This is a genomic window from Allofrancisella guangzhouensis, assembly GCF_000815225.1.
GTDB classification, from domain to species: Bacteria; Pseudomonadota; Gammaproteobacteria; order Francisellales; family Francisellaceae; genus Francisella; species Francisella guangzhouensis.
The window spans coordinates 595,748-616,145 of the sequence record NZ_CP010427.1 but is presented as its reverse complement, the minus strand read 5'-3'; the positions used below and the strand labels follow the sequence as shown (position 1 = coordinate 616,145).

Genomic DNA, 20,398 nt, shown 5'->3' with positions numbered 1-20,398 from the left:
ATAAATTTCCAACATTGAATTGCAAATATACACATATTATTATTTAGAATTAAATGTAACATAATATATATCAGGAACTTTTTCTCAGCCAACTTGTTTTTTTGTTGATATGGATTAAATCAACAGTCTTTTAATTAACTTATTTGCTATAATTACTTTAACTTACAATATTTTTTCTCAAGAAAATGATTATTGATTCACATTGCCACCTTAACTATTTAAAACTTGAAGATGTTAATTTAGAGCAGGTTATAAAAAACGCAAAAAGTGTCGGGGTTGAGAAAATTATTTCAATTGCCGTGGCGTGGCATGAAATAGATGAAATCCAACAAATAGCTGAAAATTTTGCAAATGTGTATTTTTCTGTCGGTGTGCACCCTAGTGAATTAGATACTCATCAGCCAAACATGGATGAGTTGATTGTTAAATCTAACCATTCAAAATGTGTCGCTATAGGAGAAACTGGTTTAGATTATTACTATAATAACCAAGATACTAGAGCCAAGCAAATAGAAAAATTTGTAAATCATATTCAAGCAGCTATAGAAGTTTCAAAACCAATAATTGTCCATACAAGAGCAGCTAAGCAAGATACATTAGATATCCTAAAATCAGAGAATGTCGAGAGATGTGGAGGTATACTTCACTGTTTTACAGAAGATTATGATATGGCAAAACAAGCTCTAGATATGGGGATGTATATATCGTTTTCGGGGATTCTAACATTTAAAAATGCTAAAGATATCCAAGAAACAGCTAAAAAATTGCCATTAGATAGAATATTGGTAGAAACAGATGCTCCTTATTTAACACCAGTACCATTTAGAGGTAAGCCAAACTACCCTGAATATGTAAAATATGTAGTAGAATTCCTTGCAAAATTAAGAGGTGAGAGTTTGGAGAAAGTATCTAAACAAACCTATAAAAATACTTGTGAAGTTTTTAATTGCTAGATTGTATTCTGAAAGTTTTAAAATAGTTGAAAGAGAGTTCCAGATGTAGTTTATTAGGTTTGAGAAGAACTTAAATAAATGAACAGGAACTAAAAATGGCACATAGACATTTAACTCTTAGATACAGATTATTACCATCTGGTATCCATTGCATTTTTTCATTATGTTTTATATTCTTTATTTTTACATTATTTAGCTTCATGTGGTATACAAGAGTTTCTAGAATTAATTTGTATACCAAATGTATACCAATTTGTACTAGATGTAAATAGACAAAATTAGACTATATTTTACTAATAACCATGCTAAAAGCTTTATTTTATAAGGGATTTTAGACTAATTTAGACTGTATTTTATTGATCAATGGTGCCGGAGGCCGGACTCGAACCGGCACTCTGTTGCCAGAACCGAATTTTGAATCCGGCGCGTCTACCAATTTCACCACTCCGGCATATTAGCTTACAACACTTATTATATATTGTTTTCATAACTTTTCAAACAAAATATTATTTTTATCAAAAACCTTCAAGGTAACATATAGGTAACAGATTAGTTTTTAATCAGCTTTAAAGGCTGAATGCAATTCTATACTTAAATCTCCTTCAAAGTCAACTGCAAAGAATTAACATTGTAATGTGTCGCACTTTGGTTTAGAATGTGGGTTATGAATTTTAAGAAAATCTCTAAACTCTTTAGCTGTATACTGGCAACCTTGGTCTAAATGAAATAATAATTTATTAATATCTATTTTTAGATGGCAAATCATAATGACATTCCTTACTGTTATTTTTATAATAGCATTCGGTGCAGGATTTGCTACTTACTTCTTGTTCTAAACTTAAGAATTAGACAAGCATTAGAGACATTTCCAATTACATACTCTATAAATTATGTAAAAAGTAATAACATTTTTCAATCTCTCTTAAAAGGCATACACAACATACCTAATAAAGTTTGAGTTTGCTTTGGATTTCTATATTCATTAACACCAATATCCATATTTTCATGGGCTGATTTAGGTTGCTTAATATAGGTTTGAAATATTTTATCCCATATAGAAAAATTAAACCCAAAGTTTGAATTAGTTTCTTTTGATAATACAGAATGATGAACTCTATGCATATCAGGAGTTACAACTATATAGCGTAAGAATTTATCTATTTTTGGCGATAAGTTGACATTACCATGATTAAACATAGATGTAGCATTTAATACTATTTCAAAAATTATTACCGCTAATACTGGAGCTCCTATAAAAATTATCACACCAAATTTAATAATCATTGATAAAACAATTTCAATTGGGTGAAAGCGTAACCCTGTAGTTACATCATATTCCATATCAGCATGATGCACACGATGTAATTTCCATAAAACAGGTAAATAATGAAAAAGCACATGCTGTAAATAAATCGCAAAATCTAATGCTAAAAAAGCAACTATTACAGCTAACCACATAGCGATATCAAAAGCATATAGCAATCCAATTTTGTAATCTTGACACCATATAGCTACTCCTACTGCTGCAGTAGGAAAAATAATCCTTAAAATAATAGTATTTAAGAAAACTAAGATTAAGTTATTAAACTTTCTTTTTAGATTAAAAACTTGATTGTTTTTACGTTTTGGAGATGCAAATTCCCATAACAACATAACCAACAAAATACCAAAAAAAAAGCTTAAGCGTAAAATAGATTCTGCATTCATATAAAATAGATTTAAGTATATTAATATGCACTTAGTTTAGAATACTCTAATATACTAATCAAGCCGTTTTTTTGTTGCAAATCATATACAAAAATTTGGCTTATTGTCATTAATGAGATATAAACGCTAGATTGTAGTCTCAATGTTTATACTGATTCCGAAATGTACCTCATTAGGTGTTAAATAATTTAAACATTTTTTAGGTCTATTATTCAAGTCAATTTGCAACTTTCTAAGATACTGATGAGAGATATTACTAAAATCAGTACCTTTAGGAATAAATTGTCTGATATACCTATTCATGTTTTCATTTGTACCTCTTTGCCATGGACTATATGCATCTGCAAAGAATACTTTAATACCAGTTTTATTTGATAAATTTTTGTGTTTAGCAAACTCTTTACCATTATCAAAAGTAGCTGTGGTAATTTTATTACCATTTGATGCTCTGTATAAAATTTGGTTAATTGAACTAGCTGTTCTATCTTTAGCTTTGCCTAGAATTGTGAATCTACTAACTCTATCTACCATAGTCAAAATAGCTCCTTTATGATCTTTACCGACTATAGTATCACCTTCAAAATGATACAGCTCTTTTCTATCATTAGCTGCTTTAGGCCTTTGTGATATGTTGACTCTATCCTTTATCTTACCTTGATTTGAGGAGCCTTCTTTTTTGTATTTGTAACGCCTACCTTTGAAGAATAATAACTGTTTAAGGTTATGTCTTTGTATAAAGTTATAAACAGCTTTAAAACTTAGCTTAGCTATACCTTCATGCTTTAATCTACCACAAATTAACTCCGGTGATATTTTCTTTTTGAGTAAAGCTATTATCAGCTTTTTAACTTCATTAGTAAGTTTATGATTATTTGACTTTCTACGACTACAATACAACTTATGGGCTATCTCTGCAGAATAACTTTTACCTACTTTATTCCTTTTAAGTTCATTTATAACAGCTGTTTTACTAAATCCTATTTTATTAGCTATTGCTGCTTCTAAGTATCCTAATTTAAGTAAATTTTCTATATAATATCTATCTGAAAGAGTTAAATGTCTATGTGCCATTTTTAGTTCCTGTTCGTTTATTTAAGTTCTTCTCAAACCTAATAAACTACATCTGGAACTCTCTTTCAACTATTTTAAAACTTTCAGAATACAATCTAGCAACAAATCCAAGATATCCTTGACCAACAAATACATGCTATCTACGGGTTTTGTTTAATGGAGAGAGTAGAGACTTTCATTTTCTTTATCATAATGATTTTGCTACCCTCCACGGTCTTATGGCTAGGTATTTTATTTACAATTTTAGTGTTATGGACAACTTTTTATCGAGTTGGAGAATTTTATTTTTATACAAATAGGTAAAACTTGAAAAAAATTAAATTATCCAGATATTTTACAATGTTTTTCTTGGGCATAGCTTTTGTTAATTCATTGCAAGCAGCAGAACAATCAATTAAGTGCTGACTTAGCCTTACCACGGCACATGTATCAACCATTACCGTTGCTTCCTTCCGGACCTGGCGGGGTTCACAATCTAGCATTGCGTGAAAACCAAGTCAGCATCTACATATTACTAGAGTTAGCTTTAAAATACAAGTTATCAATCCAAATTCCACAGAGCAATCGCATTTAAAAAACAACTTGATAAGTTAGGTTCTGTTAAAATTTATGTGACAAGACTTAGTTTTATATCTAAAATTAGCATACATATAAGATATAACCCACTATTGATTAGATAAATTGCTTGTTCAGTATAATTATTTTACAATAATTTATTTAAGATTTATGAATAAAACCCAGTAAACCCTTATAAAACAAGGATTATTGAATAACTTTATTTTAATGCGATTGCCCTAGCAAATTCCATTATTACTCCTAAGCTGGTATCATTTACCAAAAGGATTTTTTTTGAGTAATATATAAGCTAAATGATTATTGTAATTTCACCCGCAAAAAGTCAAAACTTTGAGCCAATAAAAATAAACTACAACTTTACGCAACCTCAGTTTAAACATGAAACCAAACAGTTAATTAGCAAACTTAAGCATTATGAGACTGATGAAATAGAAAATTTAATGAAAATAAGCCCTAAATTAGCACAAGAAGTTTTTGATAAGCACAACACATTTAACCCAGATAAATTTGATAACACAAATGCAAAAGCTGCAATATTCACATTCAGCGGAGACGTTTATAAAGGTCTAAACGCTAAGACTCTGGATGAAGAAACTATAAACTATTCTCAAGAACATTTACTAATATTATCTGGTTTGTATGGGCTCTTACGCCCTCTTGATTTAATACAAGCATATAGATTAGAAATGAGTACAAAAGTTAAAATAAATAACAAAATATTACACAAATATTGGCAAAACAAAATAACCGTCCAATTAAATAAGTTTTTTGAATTCCAAAATAATAAAACCCTTATAAACCTAGCTTCTAGTGAATATTCACAAGCTATTGATAAAAAACTTTTAAATGCTAACTGGCTTGATATAGACTTCAAAGAAAATAAAAGTGGCTCTTATAAAACTATAAGTATATATGCAAAAAAAGCTCGAGGCTTGATGGCTAGATTTATACTTACAAACAAAATTGATGATATTCAAAGTATTAAAAAGTTTAATGTTGGAGGCTACCAGTACAATCCCGAGCTTTCACAAGATAACCTTTTGTGTTTTACAAGGTAATTATGAAAATCAAAATTTTATCACTCGGTGAAAAACCTCCAAAATGGGTAGGTGACGGCTTTGAGGAGTACAGAAAGCGTCTTAGTAAAGCTATCCTTCTTGAACTTATAGAACTACCCATAGCAAAACGTACTAAAACTGGTAATCCTACTCTATGGCTAGAGCAGGAGGCAAAAACTATACTAAATCGGCTTAATGACAATGACTATCTAGTCATATTAGACGTTCAATCTAAGATAATATCTACAGAGGAATTAGCCAATAAAATCCACGATTGGAAACTCCACACCCCGAACGTTGTAATATTGATTGGTGGACCAGATGGTATTGATCAAAGTATTAAAAACTTAGCTAGAGATAAAATTTCCATTTCAAAGATGACTTTTCCACACCCTATAGTTAGAATAATAATAGCAGAGCAAATATATAGAGCTCACACCATTTTGGTTGGCCACCCTTATCATAAATAACACTATTGCTATCAAAATATAACAAGTAAAAGACGTTTTATTTTATATCTTTTTTCAGATTTCTACTATAGAATATTCCCGCCTTTAAACAATTTATATAAATTAAAATTTAAGGAAAATAAAATATATGCATTTAAAAATGAAAATAATTTCTGCTACAACTTTATCTTTAATAAGTACAGTAGCATTTGCTAACTGTAGTATAGAAAAAGTTAATACAGGTTGGACTGGTAGTATTGAATTTAGTTGCGACAGAGATACTAATTTAGTTAAAAATCCTATTAGCTTTAAATTAACCAATGGAGTAGAAGTAGGTAGCGTCTGGAACCTAGACAATACTGTTCTAACGACTAGCGGTAGTTCTGTATCTATAACCTCAAAAGACTGGAGTGGTAACCCAACAATTCTAAAAAAAGGAAAATCTGCCACTATACAATTCTCTCCTAGCGCTTCTGAGTTTAGCGTTCAAGATTTTAAAGTTGGTTCAGCGGACCCTGTAGACCCTGTAGACCCTGTAGACCCTGTAGACCCTGTAGACCCTGTAGACCCTGTAGACCCTGTAGACCCTGTAGAACCAGGTTCAGAATATCCCCAATACTCAGAAGCTGCAACATACAAAAGTGGTGATATAGTTAAAAAAGATAGAAAACTTTATCGTTGCAAAACTGGGGTAGAAGCTTGGTGCTCAGGGGCAGCTTGGGCTTATGCCCCAGGTACAGGAAGTGCTTGGAATATGGCTTGGGGAAATTACGATCCTAGTAACCCTGACGATCCAATTGATCCAATTGATCCAGTTGATCCAGTTGACCCTGTCATTCCAAGCGATAAATACGTGACTACCCAAGCAGAGTTAGATGCTAAAGAAGCTGAATTAACTAGTGATCCATTAATGACTGAAATTAAGAACTCAATCAAAACTAGAGATAATAGCATTGTTGAAGCTGTCCAAGCAGGATCTCCCAATAACCCACAAAATGTAAAAAGAGTTGAAAGCATAATCTCAGAAAAGGATTGGAATTATATATTCCCTAAACGATCTGTCGAATATACTTATGAAAACTTCTTAAAAGCTGTCGCTAAATTCCCAGCTTTCTGTGGTAGCTATGATGATGGCAGAGATGCAGATGCAATCTGTCGTAAATCACTAGCTACTATGTTTGCTCATTTTACTCAAGAAACGGGTGGACACACAGCACACTGGGACGTTCCAGAATGGCGTCAAGGTCTAGTTCATGTTCGTGAAATGGGCTGGGATGAAAATATGCGTGGTGGTTACAACGGTGAATGTAATCCTGATACTTGGCAAGGACAAACGTGGCCTTGTGGCAAGTTTGAAAATGGTGACTTTAAATCATATTTTGGTAGAGGTGCTAAACAGCTAAGCTATAACTACAATTATGGTCCATTCTCAGAAGCTATGTATGGTGATGTAAGAGTACTATTGGATAATCCAGAGCTAGTTGCAGATACATGGTTAAACTTGGCTTCTGCTGTATTTTTCTTTGTATACCCACAACCACCAAAACCATCTATGTTACATGTAATTGATGGCACATGGCAACCAAACGCTGCTGATAAAGCTAATGGATTAACTCCAGGATTTGGTGTAACAACTCAGATTATCAATGGTGGTGTAGAGTGTGGTGGTAGCGTAGAAGTTGCTCAATCTATGAACCGTATCAACTACTATGAGAATTTTGCTAAATATCTTGGTGTAGAAATACCTGCTGATGAAGTATTAGGTTGTAAACTAATGAAACAATTTGATGCTGCTGGGGCTGGAGCTACTAATATTTATTGGGAACAAGACTATAGTTGGATAGCTGGAAACCCTGATGGTAAATCTTATGCATGTAAGCTAGTTGGTTACCAAACTCCATATTCAGCTTTTAAAGCAGGTGATTACACCAACTGTGTTAAACATTTCTTCCCTGATATAATTATCAAATAGTAAATATCTAAACCTGTATTCTTTGACTACCTCTTATTAGGTTGCGCTTTAAAAGCGTGAAAGTATTTATTTTTATCATTAATTAGAAAATTTGTTTAATTAATACTTATTATTAAGTATATATTAAAATATTAGCTTTAAATAATTTCTCTCACCTAAGGGTCTATTTGCAATCTAATAACTACTTCTAACCTATTCATTATGGCGTTATTAGCATAATTATAGAGATTCTAACTGTAACATACAAAGATATTCTCAACCCTATCAAAAACCATTCAGGCCTATCAAATCTCCCGTATATAAAGCAAAACACTTAACTTGTATATTTATCCAAACTATAAAAAATTTGAAAGAGGAAAGACTTATGAAACTAAAAGTGAAATTTATTTCTGCTATCATTCTAGCCTTAATGAGTACAGTTTCATATGCTGGAATCTGTGCTATGGATGGATTTAAAAAAATTAGAAGCGGCTATATTATAGACTTCACGTGTTATGACGATATCGACTTAAGAAATAGTAATATCGTAGTTAAATTTAATAACGACATTAGCATTGATAGGGTATGGGGGATTCCAGGCAATATAACTCAAAAGACAAAGGCAAGAAATACTTTAATAACATCAGAAGCATGGTATCCAGAAGGTACTGGTGCTATATTAGAAAACGGTAAAACTTATCACTTACATTTCAGTATAGCAAATGACGCTGATAATATTGCTCTTAGCGGCCTTTGGATAGGTGGAGACTATGTTAATGATAACAGTCAAGGTAATATATTTAAATATCCTGTTTATCCCAAAAGCGTTGATCAAGTAAACCTTAGTAATAGATACGTTATGACTCAAGAAGAGTTAGATGCAAAAGAAGCTGAGTTAACTAATGATCCTAAAATGCTTCTAATTAAAAATACTATAAGAACAAGAGATAACAAAATTGTTGAAATTGTTAAACCTCTATCTCCCAATAACCCAGAAAATGTAAAAAGAGTTGAAAGCATAATCTCAGAAAAGGATTGGAATTATATATTCCCTAAACGATCTGTCGAATATACTTATGAAAACTTCTTAAAAGCTGTCGCTAAATTCCCAGCTTTCTGTGGTAGCTATGATGATGGCAGAGATGCAGATGCAATCTGTCGTAAATCACTAGCTACTATGTTTGCTCATTTTACTCAAGAAACGGGTGGACACACAGCACACTGGGACGTTCCAGAATGGCGTCAAGGTCTAGTTTTATTACGTGAGTCTGGATTTACTGAAAAATCTAGAAATGGCTATAACCAACTATGCAGTCCAACAACATGGCAAGGTGAAACTTGGCCTTGTGGTAAATTTAAAAACGGTGAGTTTAAATCATACTTCGGTAGGGGCTCAAAACAGCTAAAGTATAACTATAACTATGGATCTTTCTCACAAGCGATGTTTGGTGATGCAAGTATACTTCTAGATAACCCTGAGTTAGTTGCTGATACTTGGTTAAACTTAGCTTCTGATATATTCTTTTTTGTATACCCACAATCTCCAAAACCATCTATATTACATGTGATTGATGGTACATGGCAACCAAACGCTGCTGATAAAGCTAATGGTTTATTTCCAGGATTTGGTATAACAACCCAGATTATCAACGGTGGTGTAGAATGTGGTAAAGGTACAGAAGCTCCTCAATCTATAAACCGTATAAATTACTATGAAAATTTCGCCAAATACCTTAATGTAGAAATACCTGCTGATGAAGTTCTAGGCTGTAAAGCTATGAAACCTTTTAATGCTCAGGGTTCTGGTACTATTAATAACTACTGGGAGCAAAATTATGTCATACCTTATGAATGTAAGCTGGTGAATTACCAAACTCCGTTCTCTGCATTTATACCAGGGGACTATACTAAGTGTGTCAAAAAACATTTTGACATAAGTGTTAAAGACCGATTGATATTCTTTCCCAGCTAAAGCAAGAGGATTATTTATAGATAGACTATGGGCAGTGTCCTCTGACGATTTTTGTAATGGTCAAATTAAAACTATAGCTCTTTTATAAATAACTATTTTTTCATTTCTTAAAGTACTCCTTAAAGAGCTCTTCATATTTGACTAATTCTGTGTACGTAAGTAAAAATACTCCATCACCTCCTTCACTAAAACTCAACCAGGTAAAAGGAATATCTGGGCACATCTCCATCAAAGCATATTGGCTATTTCCAACTTCAACTATCAAAACACCATTTTCAGTCATATGGTTACCAGCTTCTAGAATAATTCTCTTAGCAAGATCTAAACCATCATCACCAGCTTCTAAAGCAAGCTTTGGTTCATAGTGATACTCTCTGGGCATACTTGCGAGATCTTCTCTATCAACATAAGGTGGGTTTGAAACTATTACATCAAACTTCTTACCTTTCAAATTATTAAATAAATCTGATTTTACGGCTTGTACCCTATCATTTAGTTTATGTTTAGCGATGTTATGTCTAGCCACATCTAAAGCATCGTCAGATATATCTACCAAAGTTATATCAGCTTTTTCAAAAACATTTGAGCAAGCTATACCTATACAACCGCTGCCTGTACATAAATCTAAAACGTTTCTCACATCATCTATATCACTTATCCATGGTGAAAAATCATTACTGATAAGTTCAGCTATTGGAGAGCGAGGGATAATCACCCTTTCGTCTATATCAAACTCCATATCAGCAAACCATGACTTTTTAAGGATATATGGCAATGGTTTACGCTTATATGCTCTTTGATAAACATATTCTATAACTCTATTTTTTTCTTCTGTAAGCAACTTTGCACTAATCATATTACTATCAATGTCATGAGCTATATTTACTGCCGAAAGCACTAAATGTACAGCCTCATCCCAAACTGATTCTGAACCATGACCAAAGTAAGCCTTCTGCAAAGTCATCTCTGAAATTGCCCAACGAATATAATCTCTAATTGAGTGTAAATTCTCTAAAATATCTTTGTGTTTCTCTCTGTTAAACATTAACTATCCTTTTTTCCAAGTTGTGCCTAATGCTGTATCTTCTAATATAATACCTTGTCGGTGTAGCTGGTTTCTTATTTGATCAGCTGTTGTATAATCTTTATCCTTCTTAGCTTGTATACGCTTAGCTATTAGACTCTCTATTTGCTCAATATTTACATCTTCATCACTAGTTTGTTTAAAATAATCCTCTACATTTGTAAATAAAATGCCTAACACATCACATAATTTACGTAATAGGTAAGCATAACCACTAGCTTTATATTTATTTGTAGCTTTAAATGTATTTATCTCTTTAGCTAATGAAAATAAGATTGCTAATGCTTCAGGAGTATTAAAATCATTATCCATTGCTTTTATAAACTTTTGCTCATATTCACACGCGTCACTTGGCAAATTAACTTCTATAGGCTCAACGTCTCTAAGAGCATTAAATAATCTTTCAACAGAAGCTTTAGCATTATCTAAATTTTCTTTTGAATAATTAATCTCACTTCTATAATTAGTTGAAGCTAAGAAGTATCTAATTACTTCTGGATGGTACTCTTGCAAAACATCTACTATAGTAAAAAAATTATTTAACGACTTAGACATTTTTTCAGTATTAACTTTAACCATACCAGAGTGTAACCAATAATTAGCAAAAGTACACCCATTACAAGCTTCAGATTGAGCAATTTCATTTTCATGATGAGGAAACCTAAGGTCAGAACCACCTGCATGAATATCAAAAGTCTCTCCTAATAATTTTTTTGCCATTGCAGAGCATTCTATATGCCAGCCAGGACGTCCCATCCCCCATGGAGAATCCCAAGCTGGCTCATCTTTTTTAGCTGCTTTCCAAAGTACAAAATCTATAGGGTTTTCTTTTTCATCATCAACTTCAACTCTGACCCCTTGTTGCAAAGCTTCTAAATTTTGCTTACTTAACTTACAATAATCAGCAAATTTAGTTACGCGATAAAATACATCTTTATTTGCTCCTTGATAGGCATAACCTTTTTCTATCAATGTCTCTATCATTTGCACCATTTCAGGGATTGTCTCTGTAGCTTTAGGTTCACTATTTGGACAAAGGATATTAAGCCTACCAAAAACCTCATGCATTGCTTTAATATTTCTATCTACAAGCTCTATGGTTGACTCATTATTTTGTCTAGCTCTATTGATAATCTTATCATCAATATCTGTAATGTTTCTTACTAGGGTTACATCATATCCACGATATTTAAAGTACCTGTTTATAACATCAAATGCTATATAAGTTCTTGCATGACCAATGTGACAATCATCATATACTGTCACACCACATACATACATTTTAATTTTATTAGGGATAATTGGCTTAAAATCTTCTTTTTTTCCAGATAAGGAATTATAAAAAATCATAAAATAAAATATACTTTTTACTAATCGTTATATTATAAGCTATCAGTATAACTAAATCTGATATTTTTTAAAAAATATGTTGCATATAAATAAAAAATTAGAAACAACCTTGAATAAACCTGCTCTCCATTACTAAAGTCTTATGTTTAAATTACATCTGACTTTTCTTCATTCTGGGAGCTGAATCCATACTATAGGAACATTATTATTGTTTTGTATACGGCTTGCAAAGTCTATGTAACCTGCCCTACTACCCACAATTAAAATAAGATGCGCACCTCGATAAAACGCAGGGGTAATACTCCTAAACCTTTCTTGTCCAATCATCAAGTTTAATCTTAATTGATCATTATTTTGGAGGTTAACTGTTCTGATATCTTTTCCTGTAGCACTTAGTTGAGATAGTATTTCTTCTTGGTACTCGTGAAAGCAAATTCTCCAAAACAATCTGCACCCTACTGATGTTCCTAATATGAAACCATTTATCCTTCTACTTTGGTCAGCCGTTATTATATTAATTTGTGACAAACCTATATTAAGTAAATGATTACGTTCGGTGCAAACACTATGCTCACCGGAAGTGTAATCAGTCGTATCTGATACTAATCTAAGGCTTCTAAAGCTATTTAATATAAAAGAAGTATATGAATGATTATGACGTGGATAATGGATTATAGTATTACAAATGTGATGCCAACACTCTGTTACAGAACCATTATATTCTTGAATCTGAAGATTAAAATTAATTGCCCTGTTTCTTCCTACGTTAGTAAAATGAAAAAATCCTCTCCCATTGCCACGCCATGTTAAGTATGCTGTTGTAGCATTGTTAATTGCTTGTTTTAAGCTTTGCAAAGTAAGGTTATTTGAAAAAACATTGTTAATAATATTTTGAAAAAAGGAATTCCTATTTGGCAATAATGGATTTAGCGCTACTTGATACACAGGTTCTGGTATAACTCTGTGATTTATATTTTGTCGCTGATTAGATACAAAATATTGGATTGGCATTCGAGATGGCTGTCTACAAATAGGACAATTATGGGAGATTTCTAACCAAGTCCTGGCACATGACTCATGAAAAATATTATGATTATTTAGGCACTGAATATTAAATCTTACATTCCTCATGGATTGTAAGCAAATAATACAATCGTCAGCTTGCCCCAAATCGTTAAAACCCTCATTCGCTATAAATTCATTAAGAACAAAATTGTCTTCCTGAAGATGTCTTTTTTCTCCAAAACTTTTATTACATAATGAACAGGTTTCTGATCTATTTAGCCAAGTGTCTATACATACCTTATGATAGTAATGTCCACAATCTGTGACACATGCTCTTGTGTCTCCTTCAATTAATTCTGAATTTTGGTTTATCAATGATTTTTGACAAATAACACAATTTTCTTGTTGAATATCTTCAGGATTGATAATTATTTTGTATACAGCCATCTCTCTATCCTCTCCTCTTATCGTAAATCGCTATATTTAGTTTTTGATACTTTTTTGCGTTTTCTCCTAGCTACGAGTGCCAAGCGTTTAAAAAAATTTGCAAACCATCATCTCTATAGCCTACTAGATATAAAAGTAGTACTAGCTGAGATAGCTTGGCTTTATAACTACTTCTGTAGGTTCCATGGTAAAGCCTAAGGGAATGACGTACTACTTTTTAAGCATACTTAGCTATAACTTTTACAACAAGAATTCGATTTTTGCGATTACAAAAATCCTCTTTCTATAAAAATGCTGATAAAACATAACTGCTCATCATAAAATGATCATGCAAAATTTATTTCAGCATCTCAATATAAATTAGTATCCTTAAGGGTAACTATAAATTTAAAACATTAATGCATTATAACCTCAAAATAAAAGTCAGCAAATAATGTTACAGCAAGTTATTTTTCATATTTAAGATTCTTAATAAGCTGTTGCTTGAACGGCAATCTATAAAAACTAGTAGCTCGACGGAGCTAAAGTCTAGTTTTTTAGCGATCGTTTAAATTATTTACACAGATTTTCTATAGACTAAACCCAAATTCTGGTAGATGTTATTTAAGGCTGCTATCTCATCACAATAGATAGAGCAACCTGTATCTATATAAATTCTATTATTTGAGTTACAATTGTTATTGATATTACAGGCCAAACCATCTGGCATAATATATATATTACCATCATCGTTTCGAAGTACTTGGTATTCTTTGGTATTATCTATAGACAAAGTATTTAAAGTATTAGCATTGAAATCATTAACATGTAAGTATTGATTAGTAAAAATAAATAACGCTCCAAATTTGGTTATTATTTTACTGATAGTTTCCCCAGGGTAAGTAACACTCTGACTACCATTAATTGCTCCGCCAGTATAATTATACTGATAATATTGGCTACCATTAAAGATTATATAGTACAAATCAGTACTATTCTTCCTAACTATAACAGACGTACCTGTAGCACTAATCGCAAGCTGTGTCGCACTACTTAAGTTATCACCAACAGGATTGTATGTCATAAAGTTTTGTCCCTCTTGTATCAATGGGTTTACAGTATCCAAAGTAAACAAATTATCTGGCAAAGCTACTATCACATCAGAATTAAGTAAATCACTGGTTGATCTAAAGCTGGCTGGTGAGGTAGCTGTAAATACCTTGGAATTTGTATTATAAGTGCTTGAGTGGACATCTAAATCGTATACTTCATCTCCGTTCTCTGATCTAATAACTTTCCTTAATATCAAAGGCTTAGGAACATCACTACCAGAATCTTGAAACCATTTAGTAAGTACTGTACTTCCACTAACTATTCCACTACCACTAGGCATCACTATTTTTTGCCAATCTGCCAAATCAACTTGTGCTTGAGATGCATTGCTGACTAAATTGTCTAATGGCGTAGAAGATGTATAAGTTTTATCACTATCGTAAACAGCTAAAAAGATATTCCAATTACCGCTCTTAAGGTCCCAACCAACACTAAACTTATAATCATCCACAGATAAATCATTTGGAACTATAACACTAGAATTAGTACCGCTAGCGTTTATATTTAAATTGTTACTATTTTTTTGTATATAACCTATATAAGCTCTTTTATTACTTACAATTTTGCCATCGTTGTCCAATTTATATGTAGTATCTAAGGAGTCTATTATGCTATCAGAGTTAACATAAGGAACATTCAAAGGATAAATGTTATCATCATATTGAGTCAAAATATCAGCAACTAAACTATTAAAAATAAGGTTTTTTGTGGATTCTACAATGCTATTGTTAAAAAAATTATAAGTTAGATCACTACTTAGCAAGTACGGATCAGATTGGTATAGTTCTATATTTGTATTCTCAAAAGAAAATCCTGCAACGATAGCACTAGGAACCGTTAAAAATCTAAAATTTTCAATTGATTCGTCTATGGATTCATCTATAGTGCTTGCCACATCGTGTGTTGCAAAAATATCTGTCATATATCCTTCATCAACATTTAGGTTTTCATCTTTGTTTATTAAGGCGTTCACTGTAAGCATACTCACCCTAAAATTATAAGCAAGAGCCGATATTATAACCATCAACACAAAAGCAAATATAAGAGCAGTTAGCAGTGATGAACCTTTTACTTGACTTAACTTTAACATATAATTAACTCCTACAACACCACTACCTTACTAAAAGTTTCTCCATTAATTGGCTAGATTGTAGTCTCAATGTTTATACTGATTCCGAAATGTACCTCATTAGGTGTTAAATAATTTAAACATTTTTTAGGTCTATTATTCAAGTCAATTTGCAACTTTCTAAGATACTGATGAGAGATATTACTAAAATCAGTACCTTTAGGAATAAATTGTCTGATATACCTATTCATGTTTTCATTTGTACCTCTTTGCCATGGACTATATGCATCTGCAAAGAATACTTTAATACCAGTTTTATTTGATAAATTTTTGTGTTTAGCAAACTCTTTACCATTATCAAAAGTAGCTGTGGTAATTTTATTACCATTTGATGCTCTGTATAAAATTTGGTTAATTGAACTAGCTGTTCTATCTTTAGCTTTGCCTAGAATTGTGAATCTACTAACTCTATCTACCATAGTCAAAATAGCTCCTTTATGATCTTTACCGACTATAGTATCACCTTCAAAATGATACAGCTCTTTTCTATCATTAGCTGCTTTAGGCCTTTGTGATATGTTGACTCTATCCTTTATCTTACCTTGATTTGAGGAGCCTTCTTTTTTGTATTTGTAACGCCTACCTTTGAAGAATAATAACTGTTTAAGGTTATGTCTTTGTATAAAGTTATAAACAGCTTTAAAACTTAGCTTAGCTATACCTTCATGCTTTAATCTACCACAAATTAACTCCGGTGATATTTTCTTTTTGAGTAAAGCTATTATCAGCTTTTTAACTTCATTAGTAAGTTTATGATTATTTGACTTTCTACGACTACAATACAACTTATGGGCTATCTCTGCAGAATAACTTTTACCTACTTTATTCCTTTTAAGTTCATTTATAACAGCTGTTTTACTAAATCCTATTTTATTAGCTATTGCTGCTTCTAAGTATCCTAATTTAAGTAAATTTTCTATATAATATCTATCTGAAAGAGTTAAATGTCTATGTGCCATTTTTAGTTCCTGTTCGTTTATTTAAGTTCTTCTCAAACCTAATAAACTACATCTGGAACTCTCTTTCAACTATTTTAAAACTTTCAGAATACAATCTAGCTTGTAAATGATACTCTTAAAGCTGGATAATCTGAGCTAGTTATATCCATATGCGTAGATACTGAATTCCAAGTAATATTACCACTATTTACAGTAGCATATTCTACTTGTAAATCTTTAACACCTCGTACTAATTCATATGTATTTCCACTACTGCTATTAGTTTTTATATACACATACAATGAGTAAATATCATTACCATCCTTATCTTGATTTCCTGTATTTTTAATATAAAGAATCTCTAAACGATATACTCCAGCATAATCCCCGGGGTAATATATGCTATTAGGCGCAAATGCTAACTCAACTGTATTAGTTTCACTATTTATACTTACTACTTTAGTTAGGTTAACATAGCTTTTATTACATAAAGCAATATATCCATCTACAGCTAAATTATTTAAAGAATCTAATTTCAATATTGTTGACAAATTATTTGTATCTGCAAGCTTAGTATGACTATCTTCTTTTCTAACCATTATATAATCCGTAGCAGCTTGATAACAATTACTAGTACAGCCATCTCCTAAAGAAGACTTAATATTACTGCTATTTGGCAATGGTAAAGGACCTACACGCAAACCAGAATTTCCTAAGAAAAAACTATCTAAAGAATCTCCAGTTTTATCATAATAAGTTTGACTAGTGTAACCAAATTTACACGCAAACCCTGTATTTTTAATAAAATCATATAGAGTTCTTTTAACGGTTAGATCTTTCACTTCTGTTGATATCTTATCTTTAAAATAATCGTATTTAGTTCTTACTGTATAATAGATAGTAATAACCATAGAAAAAACTATCATAGCAATAGCTGTTGATACTAATAACTCTACTAAGGTCAAACCTTCCAATTTTGCTATTTTTCTTTTAGCATCCATCCAAAGCAAACCTTTCTTCTTAAGATAAATTAGAACTCATTTTACCTAACTACCTGAACAAGCGCCCATATAATCACCATGACCAAAGTGAGCATTTAAAGCAGGTGTTGGTATTGTTAAAGTTTTTTGGGATCCTGTACCAGGTTTATGACATATAGTAACTTTCCCACTATTATTTTCTTCAGTATTTTCGTTACTATCAGCTTGGTCAAATATCCTTTTGGTTATACTAATATTATAAATAGAATTAGTTCCTATAAATGTAATAATGTTAGCATTTGATCCAAGATTAGCAAAAGTCATCTCCCCAGAAGGGCTATCATCAAATACTTTTGTAACAAAAAAATGATTAATTCTATTATCCAACTCATCAGCTAACTCAACCTTTTTCTCAGCCAAAATAGACCCCGATAAAAGATTACCTATAGCATAAAATGCGGTAAATAATAAAAATATTGTGATTGCCGAAGCTATTAATACTTCCAGCAATGAAAAACCTTTTTTTCTGATCATATTAATCTCTTTCAAAAAACTATTTCCTTAAGGCTTAAGCCACCTAATAGCAATAAATTTATATAAATTATTTCCTCTTTCGTTTAGCTACTTAGACCGTATTTTCAAAAAACAACTCTAAACAAAACATTAAAATAAGAAATACATAAGTACAATCTAGCTTTAATACAGTGAATATTTGCTATTATAATTATAGTTATATATTTAATAAAAATAAACCTTATATATAAAGTAAATATAAAAGATTATAATAAGCAGTGATATCGTGATATTTAAATAAGCTGCAAATATTATATGTATTATTTATAACAAAAATTTCTGTTAACTAAAAAATACAAAAAATTATAAACCAAGTTACTATTAATACTTAGCTCTACCTAAAATGAAAATACATAGAATGGTGTTCATAAATAACAATATACTTGGTACCATACATAAAAGGTACCACATAAACTCTGCCGATGAATAAAATCTACATATAGAAATACTAGCCACAATCAAACCTATTGTAGAAAAAATAAGTTTCCCAAAGTTATTATATAACACAGCAGACCAACCATCTACTTTATCGAGCACTTTACTGGTTGGTTTCCAACCTTGCGGCTTGTTCAGATAGTAGTTAATTTCAGCTTTTATCCCACACCAAAAAACAAATGACGATAAGATAAACATGGAAATATATATTTGATATATTTTACTTAATATACTGCCTTGTAGATATCCATATATGTAATACCATATACTTAATATAATCAATGGTAATAATGTAATATTTATAAGCGCAACTAAAGCTGGATCACTTCTAGGGAAAGTGACTAAGATTAAAGCAAATAAAGGAAATCCTGACGCAATAACTTTAAATAAAAGATACAACATATCAAGCTTAACTCTAAAACATAAATTCGGTGAACCTATTATTCTAGACATATATTTATGCATAACCTGCATACCACCAAAAGACCAACGTAACCACATTTTTTCGAATTCTCTCAAAGATATAGGCACCCATTCACCCGTCTTTAAAAATATTGGCTTGCTTTCAAATCCAGCCTCGTAACATCTAAATCCTGCCGCAATATCTTCAGTTACCATAACTTGAGATTTGTAATATTCTTCCCATTTTGATGTCGCCTGAAGAGCTTTTATACTCCAAATTCCATTATGCCCTTGATAATTACAGTAACCACGTTGACCTACAAATTCGTTAAAATAACGAATTGTATTTTGAAAAATGCTAATGATTTTAGTTACTAAATTTACATTATAATTAGTACTTTCTATCAAAAAACTTACAAATCCTAATTTAGGGTTTTTATTAAACTCAGGAAGTCCGATTTTAAGAGAGTTAGCAGGTAAGGTAGAATCTGCATCTAAAAATAAAACATAGTTAAAACTTATATGCTGCATAGCGATATCAAGATTCCGTGGCTTAAAACCTTCTGTACCCTCCCTGTGAATAAATTTACACCTCATACCATCAACTAAGTCAAACCCTTTTACGTACTCTTGCCACTTAATAAAATCTTGATGAGATAAATCACTGTTATCAACAACCACTATCTCTTTTAATTTTACAGGATGATCAAGCTTATGTGCCGAATCAAAAGTCATCTTACAAACATTAAAAGGTTCATTCCTAGTTGTAATAACTATAGAACAACCATATTCAACACTTTTCTGTTCAACCACTACCTTTTTTGCAGAAAAAACACTTTCAAATAAACAGTGTAAGCTAAGAATAATTCTGTATCCAAGCAAGAAAAAGGTTGGCAATAAAACACTTAAAATAACAATAGTAACAAACGGATGGTCTGTGTAAGAAGTATTTAACACTTCAAAACAAGCGTAAAACGCAAATAAAAAACTAAAACCAACATATAAGAAAGTAAGCAAATTTACACTAGCTTTTTCTTTTGCCGTTATGTAGGCATAAAATAAGAACAATAGCAGTAAAGAAATAAAAACACTAAAAACGATCGATTTGTTCAAAAAAGATAGGAAATAAAATACTCCTCCCACCGCTAATATAAATAATATTTTTTTCATATAAAAAATTAAGCAAAATGATGCTACATTTTACTCAAAAGAGCTGAGAGTCTCAA

General features: G+C 31.5%; 16 protein-coding genes, 1 tRNA gene, 1 other RNA gene and 1 pseudogene. 6 read left to right on the top strand and 13 right to left on the bottom strand.

Going from position 1 to position 20,398, the window contains the following annotated elements; translation table 11 throughout:
• Positions 1 to 185 precede the first annotated feature (185 nt).
• Positions 186 to 953 (top strand): TatD family hydrolase, encoded by a 768-nt coding sequence (locus tag SD28_RS02860; RefSeq protein ID WP_039123910.1) that lies wholly within the window; start codon positions 186 to 188, stop codon positions 951 to 953.
• Positions 954 to 1,317: 364 nt separating this feature from the next.
• On the opposite strand, the gene SD28_RS02855 is transcribed toward SD28_RS02860, so the two are convergent.
• The 4 genes from SD28_RS02855 to SD28_RS02845 all read right to left on the bottom strand — a co-directional run bounded on the left by SD28_RS02855 (position 1,318) and on the right by SD28_RS02845 (position 3,731).
• A tRNA-Leu gene (locus SD28_RS02855) sits at positions 1,318 to 1,404 on the bottom strand.
• Between the two features lie 171 nt (positions 1,405 to 1,575).
• On the bottom strand, positions 1,576 to 1,719 hold the full coding sequence (locus SD28_RS08065; protein ID WP_157698623.1) for a hypothetical protein: 144 nt from the start codon (positions 1,717 to 1,719) through the stop codon (positions 1,576 to 1,578).
• Positions 1,720 to 1,865: 146 nt separating this feature from the next.
• Entirely contained in the window at positions 1,866 to 2,660 is a 795-nt protein-coding gene (locus tag SD28_RS02850; RefSeq protein WP_039123908.1) for a sterol desaturase family protein, read from the bottom strand.
• Between the two features lie 126 nt (positions 2,661 to 2,786).
• Positions 2,787 to 3,731 carry an IS30 family transposase gene (locus SD28_RS02845; RefSeq protein ID WP_039124962.1) on the bottom strand — a complete coding sequence of 315 codons (945 nt, stop codon included), beginning with the start codon at positions 3,729 to 3,731 and terminating at the stop codon, positions 2,787 to 2,789.
• 153 nt (positions 3,732 to 3,884) lie between these two features.
• Between SD28_RS02845 and SD28_RS08190 the strand changes: the two are divergent.
• Positions 3,885 to 4,034, top strand: a pseudogene (locus tag SD28_RS08190) (CDP-alcohol phosphatidyltransferase family protein); the annotation flags it as partial.
• Positions 4,035 to 4,132: 98 nt separating this feature from the next.
• Here the strand turns inward: SD28_RS08190 and ffs are convergent.
• Positions 4,133 to 4,229: signal recognition particle sRNA small type (gene ffs, locus SD28_RS07865), an RNA gene on the bottom strand.
• Positions 4,230 to 4,600: 371 nt separating this feature from the next.
• On the opposite strand from ffs, the gene yaaA reads away from it, so the two are divergent.
• The 4 genes from yaaA (at position 4,601) to SD28_RS02820 (ending at position 9,737) form a co-directional block, all read left to right on the top strand.
• Entirely contained in the window at positions 4,601 to 5,365 is a 765-nt protein-coding gene (gene yaaA, locus SD28_RS02835; RefSeq protein WP_039123905.1) for a peroxide stress protein YaaA, read from the top strand.
• Positions 5,366 to 5,367: 2 nt separating this feature from the next.
• Complete coding sequence (gene rlmH / locus SD28_RS02830) at positions 5,368 to 5,835, top strand: 23S rRNA (pseudouridine(1915)-N(3))-methyltransferase RlmH (RefSeq protein WP_039123903.1); 468 nt, start codon at positions 5,368 to 5,370, stop codon at positions 5,833 to 5,835.
• Positions 5,836 to 5,962: 127 nt separating this feature from the next.
• Entirely contained in the window at positions 5,963 to 7,786 is a 1,824-nt protein-coding gene (locus SD28_RS08240; protein WP_039123901.1) for a chitinase, read from the top strand.
• A gap of 364 nt (positions 7,787 to 8,150) precedes the next feature.
• A complete protein-coding gene (locus tag SD28_RS02820) occupies positions 8,151 to 9,737 on the top strand; it encodes a chitinase (protein WP_052251865.1) in 1,587 nt (528 codons plus the stop codon).
• 100 nt (positions 9,738 to 9,837) lie between these two features.
• Here the strand turns inward: SD28_RS02820 and prmB are convergent, their stop codons facing one another.
• From prmB to SD28_RS02780, 8 genes are all read right to left on the bottom strand, one after another.
• Complete coding sequence (prmB, locus tag SD28_RS02815) at positions 9,838 to 10,782, bottom strand: 50S ribosomal protein L3 N(5)-glutamine methyltransferase (RefSeq protein WP_039123898.1); 945 nt, start codon at positions 10,780 to 10,782, stop codon at positions 9,838 to 9,840.
• A 3-nt stretch (positions 10,783 to 10,785) separates the two neighbouring features.
• On the bottom strand, positions 10,786 to 12,171 hold the full coding sequence (cysS, locus tag SD28_RS02810; protein WP_039123896.1) for a cysteine--tRNA ligase: 1,386 nt from the start codon (positions 12,169 to 12,171) through the stop codon (positions 10,786 to 10,788).
• Positions 12,172 to 12,339: 168 nt separating this feature from the next.
• Entirely contained in the window at positions 12,340 to 13,623 is a 1,284-nt protein-coding gene (locus SD28_RS02805) for an RING finger domain-containing protein (protein ID WP_039123893.1), read from the bottom strand.
• A gap of 556 nt (positions 13,624 to 14,179) precedes the next feature.
• Positions 14,180 to 15,805 (bottom strand): hypothetical protein, encoded by a 1,626-nt coding sequence (locus SD28_RS02800; protein ID WP_039123892.1) that lies wholly within the window; start codon positions 15,803 to 15,805, stop codon positions 14,180 to 14,182.
• Positions 15,806 to 15,858: 53 nt separating this feature from the next.
• Positions 15,859 to 16,803 carry an IS30 family transposase gene (locus tag SD28_RS02795; protein ID WP_039124962.1) on the bottom strand — a complete coding sequence of 315 codons (945 nt, stop codon included), beginning with the start codon at positions 16,801 to 16,803 and terminating at the stop codon, positions 15,859 to 15,861.
• Positions 16,804 to 16,898: 95 nt separating this feature from the next.
• A complete protein-coding gene (locus SD28_RS02790) occupies positions 16,899 to 17,783 on the bottom strand; it encodes a PilW family protein (RefSeq protein ID WP_039123889.1) in 885 nt (294 codons plus the stop codon).
• Between the two features lie 45 nt (positions 17,784 to 17,828).
• Positions 17,829 to 18,296 (bottom strand): PulJ/GspJ family protein, encoded by a 468-nt coding sequence (locus SD28_RS07980; RefSeq protein WP_052251864.1) that lies wholly within the window; start codon positions 18,294 to 18,296, stop codon positions 17,829 to 17,831.
• Positions 18,297 to 18,656: 360 nt separating this feature from the next.
• Positions 18,657 to 20,342 (bottom strand): glycosyltransferase family 2 protein, encoded by a 1,686-nt coding sequence (locus SD28_RS02780; protein ID WP_039123888.1) that lies wholly within the window; start codon positions 20,340 to 20,342, stop codon positions 18,657 to 18,659.
• Positions 20,343 to 20,398 lie beyond the last annotated feature (56 nt).

Excerpts from the sequence above, each read along its gene's own strand:
- SD28_RS02860 (WP_039123910.1), top strand. The coding sequence starts at position 186 with ATGATTATTGATTCACATTGCCACCTTAACTATTTAAAACTTGAAGAT.
- SD28_RS08065 (WP_157698623.1), bottom strand. The coding sequence starts at position 1,719 with ATGATTTGCCATCTAAAAATAGATATTAATAAATTATTATTTCATTTA.
- SD28_RS02850 (WP_039123908.1), bottom strand. The coding sequence starts at position 2,660 with ATGAATGCAGAATCTATTTTACGCTTAAGCTTTTTTTTTGGTATTTTG.
- SD28_RS02845 (WP_039124962.1), bottom strand. The coding sequence starts at position 3,731 with ATGGCACATAGACATTTAACTCTTTCAGATAGATATTATATAGAAAAT.
- yaaA (WP_039123905.1), top strand. The coding sequence starts at position 4,601 with ATGATTATTGTAATTTCACCCGCAAAAAGTCAAAACTTTGAGCCAATA.
- rlmH (WP_039123903.1), top strand. The coding sequence starts at position 5,368 with ATGAAAATCAAAATTTTATCACTCGGTGAAAAACCTCCAAAATGGGTA.
- SD28_RS08240 (WP_039123901.1), top strand. The coding sequence starts at position 5,963 with ATGCATTTAAAAATGAAAATAATTTCTGCTACAACTTTATCTTTAATA.
- SD28_RS02820 (WP_052251865.1), top strand. The coding sequence starts at position 8,151 with ATGAAACTAAAAGTGAAATTTATTTCTGCTATCATTCTAGCCTTAATG.
- prmB (WP_039123898.1), bottom strand. The coding sequence starts at position 10,782 with ATGTTTAACAGAGAGAAACACAAAGATATTTTAGAGAATTTACACTCA.
- cysS (WP_039123896.1), bottom strand. The coding sequence starts at position 12,171 with ATGATTTTTTATAATTCCTTATCTGGAAAAAAAGAAGATTTTAAGCCA.
- SD28_RS02805 (WP_039123893.1), bottom strand. The coding sequence starts at position 13,623 with ATGGCTGTATACAAAATAATTATCAATCCTGAAGATATTCAACAAGAA.
- SD28_RS02800 (WP_039123892.1), bottom strand. The coding sequence starts at position 15,805 with ATGTTAAAGTTAAGTCAAGTAAAAGGTTCATCACTGCTAACTGCTCTT.
- SD28_RS02795 (WP_039124962.1), bottom strand. The coding sequence starts at position 16,803 with ATGGCACATAGACATTTAACTCTTTCAGATAGATATTATATAGAAAAT.
- SD28_RS02790 (WP_039123889.1), bottom strand. The coding sequence starts at position 17,783 with ATGGATGCTAAAAGAAAAATAGCAAAATTGGAAGGTTTGACCTTAGTA.
- SD28_RS07980 (WP_052251864.1), bottom strand. The coding sequence starts at position 18,296 with ATGATCAGAAAAAAAGGTTTTTCATTGCTGGAAGTATTAATAGCTTCG.
- SD28_RS02780 (WP_039123888.1), bottom strand. The coding sequence starts at position 20,342 with ATGAAAAAAATATTATTTATATTAGCGGTGGGAGGAGTATTTTATTTC.